The organism is Faunimonas pinastri (genome assembly GCF_900110915.1).
Lineage (GTDB): Bacteria > Pseudomonadota > Alphaproteobacteria > Rhizobiales > Afifellaceae > Faunimonas > Faunimonas pinastri.
In genome coordinates this window covers 21,361-27,784 of the sequence record NZ_FOFG01000024.1, presented here as the reverse complement: position 1 = coordinate 27,784, position 6,424 = coordinate 21,361, and the positions used below count along the sequence as shown (strand labels likewise).

4 protein-coding genes and 1 pseudogene are annotated in these 6,424 nt (G+C 66.6%); 4 read left to right on the top strand and 1 reads right to left on the bottom strand.

The window, feature by feature from the left end; translation table 11 throughout:
• Positions 1-233 (bottom strand): annotated as a pseudogene (locus BMY25_RS20955) (hypothetical protein); the annotation flags it as partial.
• Positions 234-365: 132 nt separating this feature from the next.
• Here BMY25_RS20955 and BMY25_RS19295 point away from each other — a divergent pair.
• The 4 genes from BMY25_RS19295 (at position 366) to BMY25_RS19280 (ending at position 6,423) form a co-directional block, all read left to right on the top strand.
• Positions 366-1,520: a beta-glucosidase gene (locus BMY25_RS19295; RefSeq protein WP_238858437.1), complete on the top strand. Its 1,155-nt coding sequence runs from the start codon at positions 366-368 to the stop codon at positions 1,518-1,520.
• On the top strand, positions 1,517-3,409 hold the full coding sequence (locus BMY25_RS19290) for an ABC transporter ATP-binding protein (RefSeq protein ID WP_238858436.1): 1,893 nt from the start codon (positions 1,517-1,519) through the stop codon (positions 3,407-3,409). Before BMY25_RS19295 ends, BMY25_RS19290 begins: the two co-directional genes overlap by 4 nt.
• A gap of 168 nt (positions 3,410-3,577) precedes the next feature.
• Positions 3,578-4,030 carry a (2Fe-2S)-binding protein gene (locus BMY25_RS19285; RefSeq protein WP_092499720.1) on the top strand — a complete coding sequence of 151 codons (453 nt, stop codon included), beginning with the start codon at positions 3,578-3,580 and terminating at the stop codon, positions 4,028-4,030.
• Between the two features lie 17 nt (positions 4,031-4,047).
• Entirely contained in the window at positions 4,048-6,423 is a 2,376-nt protein-coding gene (locus BMY25_RS19280; protein ID WP_177176958.1) for a xanthine dehydrogenase family protein molybdopterin-binding subunit, read from the top strand.
• The last annotated feature ends 1 nt before the right edge of the window (position 6,424 follow it).

Genomic DNA, 6,424 nt, shown 5'->3' with positions numbered 1-6,424 from the left:
ACGTCCAGCCGAGGCGCCGGCTCATCGGCGAAGACCGGCTCCTCCATGAAAACCACGGAAAAGCCCCGCGCCGCCCGCACCAGAAGATGCTGCGGACGCTGATACACAAAGTCCCAGCGCAAATGCGAAAGACAGACAAGAAGGGGGGTGAGAACATCAGCCCGGCACGAAAGATTTTCACCATCGGAGGCGAGAGCTAAAAGATCCTTAGCCACGGAAACCTTTTGATCCATGAAATCAATCTCCCACCACCCCATGGGAACATGAACCTAATCTGAATTACTACGTTCCACACAAGCTCATTATCGTAACGACAGGTTGCGTCATCGGGACTTGGGATTGCCCCTTCCCGCGCGGAGGCGCCATTGTTCGACTCATTCTTCATGGCCGGCTTCGAATGTTCGTCGCACCGCCGCGCCGATGGCCGACGGCTCGATCTCCTGGCCTCCTCGGGGCACGACCGGCTCGCGGAATCCGATTACCGCCGCATCGGGGATCTGGGGCTTCGCGTGGCCCGCGACGGCCTCCGGTGGCACCTGATCGAAACCGCGCCCGGGCATTACGACTGGAGTTCGTTCCTGCCGATGCTGCGCGCATCGCACAGGAACGGCGTCCATGTGTTCTGGGATCTCTGCCATTACGGCTGGCCGGACGACATCGACATCTGGTCGCCGGAGTTCGTAGAGCGGTTCGGCAAATTTGCCGCAGCCGCCGCACGGCTGATCCGCGAGGAAACGGGCGAGACACCGATGGTCTGCCCGGTCAACGAGATCTCCTACTGGGCCTGGGCCGGGGCCGAGGTGGGCAAGATGAACCCGGCCGCGCATGGCCGTGCGGCCGAACTGAAGCGGCAGCTCGTGCGCGTCGCCCTGGCCGCCATCGAGGCGGTGCGCGAGATCGATCCGCAGGCGCGGTTTCTCTTCGCCGAGCCGGCCATCCATGTCGACGGCGGCAGCGGCCCGGCGGAGCACCAAGCCGAGGCGGAAAATTACCGGCTTTCCCAATTCGAGGCCTACGACATGCTGACCGGCCTGGCCGCCCCCGAACTCGGCGGCACGCCCGGTCACCTGGACCTCGTCGGCATGAACTATTACCCGGACAACCAGTGGTATCTCCACGGCAGCACCATTCCGCTCGGGCACCACGCCTATCAGCCGTTTCGCGCGATGCTGGCAGAGGTCTTCCGGCGATACGGACGTCCCATCGTGGTGTCGGAAACCGGCGCGGAAGGGACCGCCCGGCCGGCGTGGCTGCACTATGTCGCCAGCGAAGTGGAGGCCGCGATCGCGGGCGGGATCCCCGTGGAGGGGATCTGCATCTACCCGGTGGCGGATTGTCCCGGCTGGGAAGATGAACGGGTCCGCCCCCTGGGCCTGTTGTCCGAACCGGGGCCGGAGGGAACACGGGAGATCTACGGACCGCTGGCCGACGAAATGAGGCGGCAGGAGCAAGATCGGGCTCCGGCGGATGTCGCCCGTCGGCGGCCGCGAATTCCCAAAGAGCTTCGGATCGGACCATGAACAAGCCGGTCGGAGCGGGCGAGCCGTCACCGGGACGGGCCGACGCGGCGATGGCGTTCACGGCCACCCCGCCAGCCTACCTGCGTTCCTCGCTGGCCTTCGCGATCCACTATGTCCGGCAACGGGCCCTCCTGTTCCTCAGCCTGGCGCTGGTCGCCACGGCCGCGTCATCCTGCTCGGTCGGCGTGCAGTACGGCATGAAGCTTCTGGTGGACGCGCTTTCCGGCAGCCAGGCCAGCCACAGCGCCGCATGGTGGGCGCTCGGCCTCTTCCTGGCGCTGATCGCGGGCGAAGCCGTGCTGTGGCGAAGCAGCGGCTGGCTTGCCGCGCGCACCACGATCGCGGTCGGGGTCGATATCCGGCTGGACCTCCTGACCTACATGACCGGCCACCCGATCCGGTATTTCCAGGACAATCTCGCCGGCGCGCTTGGCCACCGGATCACCGCCACCGCCGGCGCCTTCGGGCTGCTCACCAACCGCTCGGTGTGGGACGTCGCGCCGCCGGTCATCAACTTCGTCGGCGCGATCATCATCTTCGCCGCCTTCGACATCTGGATGGCGGTCACCCTGGGGCTCTTCGCCGTGGCGATCACCGCCGGACTGATCCTGTTCGGCATCCGGGGAAGACCGCTTCACCGCGCCTATGCCGAACAGGCGGGCAGGGTGGGTGGCGAGCTGATCGACGTGATCACCAATATCTGGGCGATAAAGGCGTTCTCCGCCCAGAACCGCGAGCGGGAGCGCCTGACGGGCGCCTTCACGGCGGAGGCGCGCGCACAGCGGCGGAGCTGGATGTACACGGAAACGAGCCGCGTCCTGCACGATGTGCTGCTCCTGATCATGGCCGGCACCATGCTGATCTGGTCGCTCGTCCTCTGGGAACGGGGCGCGATCTCGGCCGGCGACGTCGTGGTGGTCAGCGCCATGACCTTCCGCATCCTGCATGGCTCGCGCGATCTGGCGCTGGCGCTCGTCGACATGACGCAGCAGCTGACCTATCTCGGCGAAACCCTGAAGATCGTCGGCCAGCCGCATGCCATCGCCGACGCGCCGCAGGCCCGCCCCTTCCACCGCAAGGAGGGGCGGATCACCTTCCGGGACGTGACTTTCGGCTATACGGCCGGGCGTCCGGTCTATCGCAGGCTCAACCTGGAGATACCGGCCGGGCAGACCGTCGGCATCGTGGGACCGTCGGGCACCGGCAAGTCCACGCTGGTCCACCTCGTCCAGCGCCTGCATGAAGTCGACGAGGGCGTGATCCTGATCGACGGCCAGCCTCTTGCCGGGATCACGCAGGACAGCCTGCGCGCCGCCATCGCCGTGGTGCCGCAGGAGGTGTCGCTGTTTCACCGCTCGGTGATGGAGAACATCCGCTTTGCCCGGCCCGGCGCCACGGATGCGGCCGTCACGGCGGCGGCGCGGGCGGCCTATTGCCACGACTTCATCTGCAACCTCCCGGACGGATACGAGACGCTGGTGGGCGAACGCGGCACGAAGCTCTCCGGCGGCCAGCGCCAGCGGGTCGGCATCGCCCGCGCTTTCCTCAAGGACGCGCCTGTCCTGATCCTCGACGAGGCGACGTCCGCGCTGGACACGCAGTCGGAAATGGAGGTGCAGTCGGCGTTATCGGAACTGATGCGGGACCGGACGGTGCTGGCGGTGGCGCATCGCCTTTCCACGGTGGTGGGGCTCGACCGGATCCTCGTGCTGATGGACGGCACCATCGTGGAGGACGGGCCGCCGGACGAGTTGCGCCGAGGAAACGGCATCTTCGCCCATATGTGGTCGCTGCAGGCGAAGGGGCTGGCGGTGGAGGAGGTCGAAAGGAACGAGACGGCGAAGGTGTCGACCGATCGTGGCGGCCCGACCCTGGGCCTTCACGCGTGAAATCCGGGCAAGGCGATGCTCGTTTCTCCCCGGTGTGGCACCAAACCGCGCCCCCTGCGGCTTGAGCTTCCTTGAAGAGGCAGCTTGAACTGCTACTTCAGTATTTTACCGCCGGAGCGCCTCGACGATCAGCGAGCGGTTCCGGAACGACGGCGGACGGAGCGGAACATGATCAGCTTGAAGATCAACGGGCAGAGCCACGATGTCGACGTTCCCGGCGACATGCCCCTTCTCTGGGTTCTCCGTGACGTGGTCGGACTGACCGGCACGAAGTTCGGCTGCGGCATCGCCCAGTGCGGCGCCTGCACGGTTCATATCGACGGCAAGCCGGTCCGGTCCTGCGTGATGAACGTATCGGCCGTGGGCGACCGGCCGATCACCACAGTGGAAGCGGTGGGCGAGACGCCCGCGGGCAAGAAGGTGCAGGAAGCCTGGCTCGACCTCGAAGTGGTCCAGTGCGGCTATTGCCAGTCCGGCCAGGTCATGTCCGCCACCGCCTTGCTGACGCGCAATCCCCGGCCTTCCGACGCCGATATCGACGCGGCCATGGCGGGCAATATCTGCCGGTGCGGCACCTATCCGCGCATTCGGGCGGCCATCAAGAAAGCCGCGGAAGTCTGAGCGGCGGGAGCGGGATCATGGCAAAGAAGATTTCCGGCCCGAGCTACGGGCTTCTCGAACCCGGTGACCTCTCCGTCACCTCGCGGCGGCGCTTCCTCCAGGGCGGCGGCGCGGGCCTGCTGATGGGCTTCGTCTGGCTGCGCAACGGCAAGGCTTGGGCGGCGGGCGAGGAACCCAGCCTCAAGGTCATCGGCGGCGGCGACAATAACGGCGGCAACACCTTCCAGGGCTTCCAGCCCGGCGGGTTCATCCGCATCGCAGGCGACGGCAAGATCACCTTCATCATCCCCAACACGGAGATGGGCCAGGGCATCTATACCGGCGAATCCATGTTGATCGCGGAAGAGCTGGAAGTCGGCCTCGACCAGATCACCGTCATTCCCGCCCCGCCGAACGAACAGCTGTACCAGCAGCCGATCTTGAAATCGCAGGCGACCGGCGGCTCCACGTCCATTCGCGGCGCGTGGATACCGCTGCGGCAGGCCGGAGCGGCAGCCCGCACCATGCTGGTTGCCGCCGCGGCCGCCCGTTGGGGCGTTCCCGCCGGCGAGTGCACCGCGGAGCGCGCCGTGGTGAAGCACGGGCCGACGGGCCGCACACTCGGCTATGGCGAGCTGGTGGACGATGCCAGCAAGCAGACTGTGCCCGCCGATATCGTCCTCAAGGATCCCAAGGACTTCAAGCTCGTCGGCAAGCCCGCCAAGCGCATCGACACGCCCAGCAAGGTCAACGGCTCGGCGCTCTACGGCATCGATGTTCGCCTGCCCGGCATGAAGATCGCGGCGGTCGAGGTCTGCCCGGTGGTCGACGGCAAGCTGAAGGACGTGGACACCCGCCCGGCCCGGGCCGTTCCCGGCGTCGTCGACGTGGTGAAGCTCGACAATGCCGTCGCGGTCATCGGCGATCATTTCTGGGCCGCGCGCCAGGGTCTGGCAGCGCTCGACATCAACTGGGACAACGGCTCCAAGGAAAACGTCTCCACCCAGCGGATCGTCGAAGACCTGAAGACCGCCTCGGAAGTCGGCAAGCCCGTGATGGGCCGCACCGTGGGCGACGTCGCGGCCGGCTTCCGCAACGCGGCCAAGACGGTTGAAGCGGTCTACCAGCTTCCCTTCCTGGCGCACGCGACCATGGAGCCGATCAACACCACGGTCCATGTGCGGCCGGATGCCTGCGAGATCTGGGTGGGCACGCAGGCGCCGACCGCTGTCCAGAAGGCGGCGGCGGACCTGACGGGGCTGCCGGTGGAGAAGGTGATCGTCAACAACTACATGATCGGCGGCGGCTTCGGACGTCGCCTGATCGCCGATTCCATCGTGCAGGCGGTGAACATCGCCAAGCAGGTGAGCTACCCGGTCAAGGTCATCTGGACGCGCGAGCAGGACATCAAGCACGATCTGTTCCGGCCCGCTTATTACGATCACATCAAGGCCGGTCTCGGCGCGGACGGCATGCCGACGGTCTTCACCGACCGGGTCACCGGCGGGTCCGTGCTCGGCTCCTACCTGCCGAAGGGTCTCCCGGAAGGCGTGCTGGATACCGACGCGATCGAAGGGGCGGCGGAAACTCCCTACGACTTCCCCGCCACGCAGGTGGACTGGGTGCGCAAGGACCCGCCGATCAAGGTGAACTGGTGGCGCGGGGTCGGTCCCACCCACAATGTCTTCGTCGTGGAAAGCTTCATCGACGAGATGGCGCAGGCGGCGGGCAAGGATCCGGTGGAATATCGCCGCGCTTTGCTCGGCAAGAACCCGCGCGCTCTGGCCGTGCTCAATCTGGCCGCCGAGAAGGCCGGCTGGGGCGAAAAGCTTCCGGACCGCACGGGACGCGGCATCTCGCTGCACGATTCCTTCGGCAGCTATCTCGCGGTGGTGCTGGAGACCAGTGTCAGCCCGGCCGGCGAGGTGAAGCTGCGCCGCATCACGGCAGCCGTGGATTGCGGCATCAACATCAACCCGAACTCGGTGAAGGCGCAGGTGGAAGGCGGCTTCGTCTTCGGCCTCTCGGCCGCGCTTTACAACGGCATCACCCTGGCCAACGGCCAGGTCGAGCAGAACAATTTCAACGATTACCGGCAGATCCGCATCAACGAGATCCCGCCGTTCGAGGTGCATATCGTCGCCAGCGGCGAAAATCCGGGCGGACTGGGCGAATCCGGCACGGTTTCCGCCGCGCCGTCGCTCGGCAACGCGATCTTCGCGGCGACCGGCGTGCGCCTTCGCACCCTGCCCTTCGACAGGGAAGAGCTCCGCCAGAAGGGCAGCGACGGCAGCGTTCTCTCGATGGTGGCGCCCGTCGGCCTCGCCGTCGCGGGCCTTGCCTCCTCCGATGGGGCAAAGACAAGTTCCGACCCGGCCCGGCCGGATCTTTCCCTTTCCTCTGAGATGGTGTGAG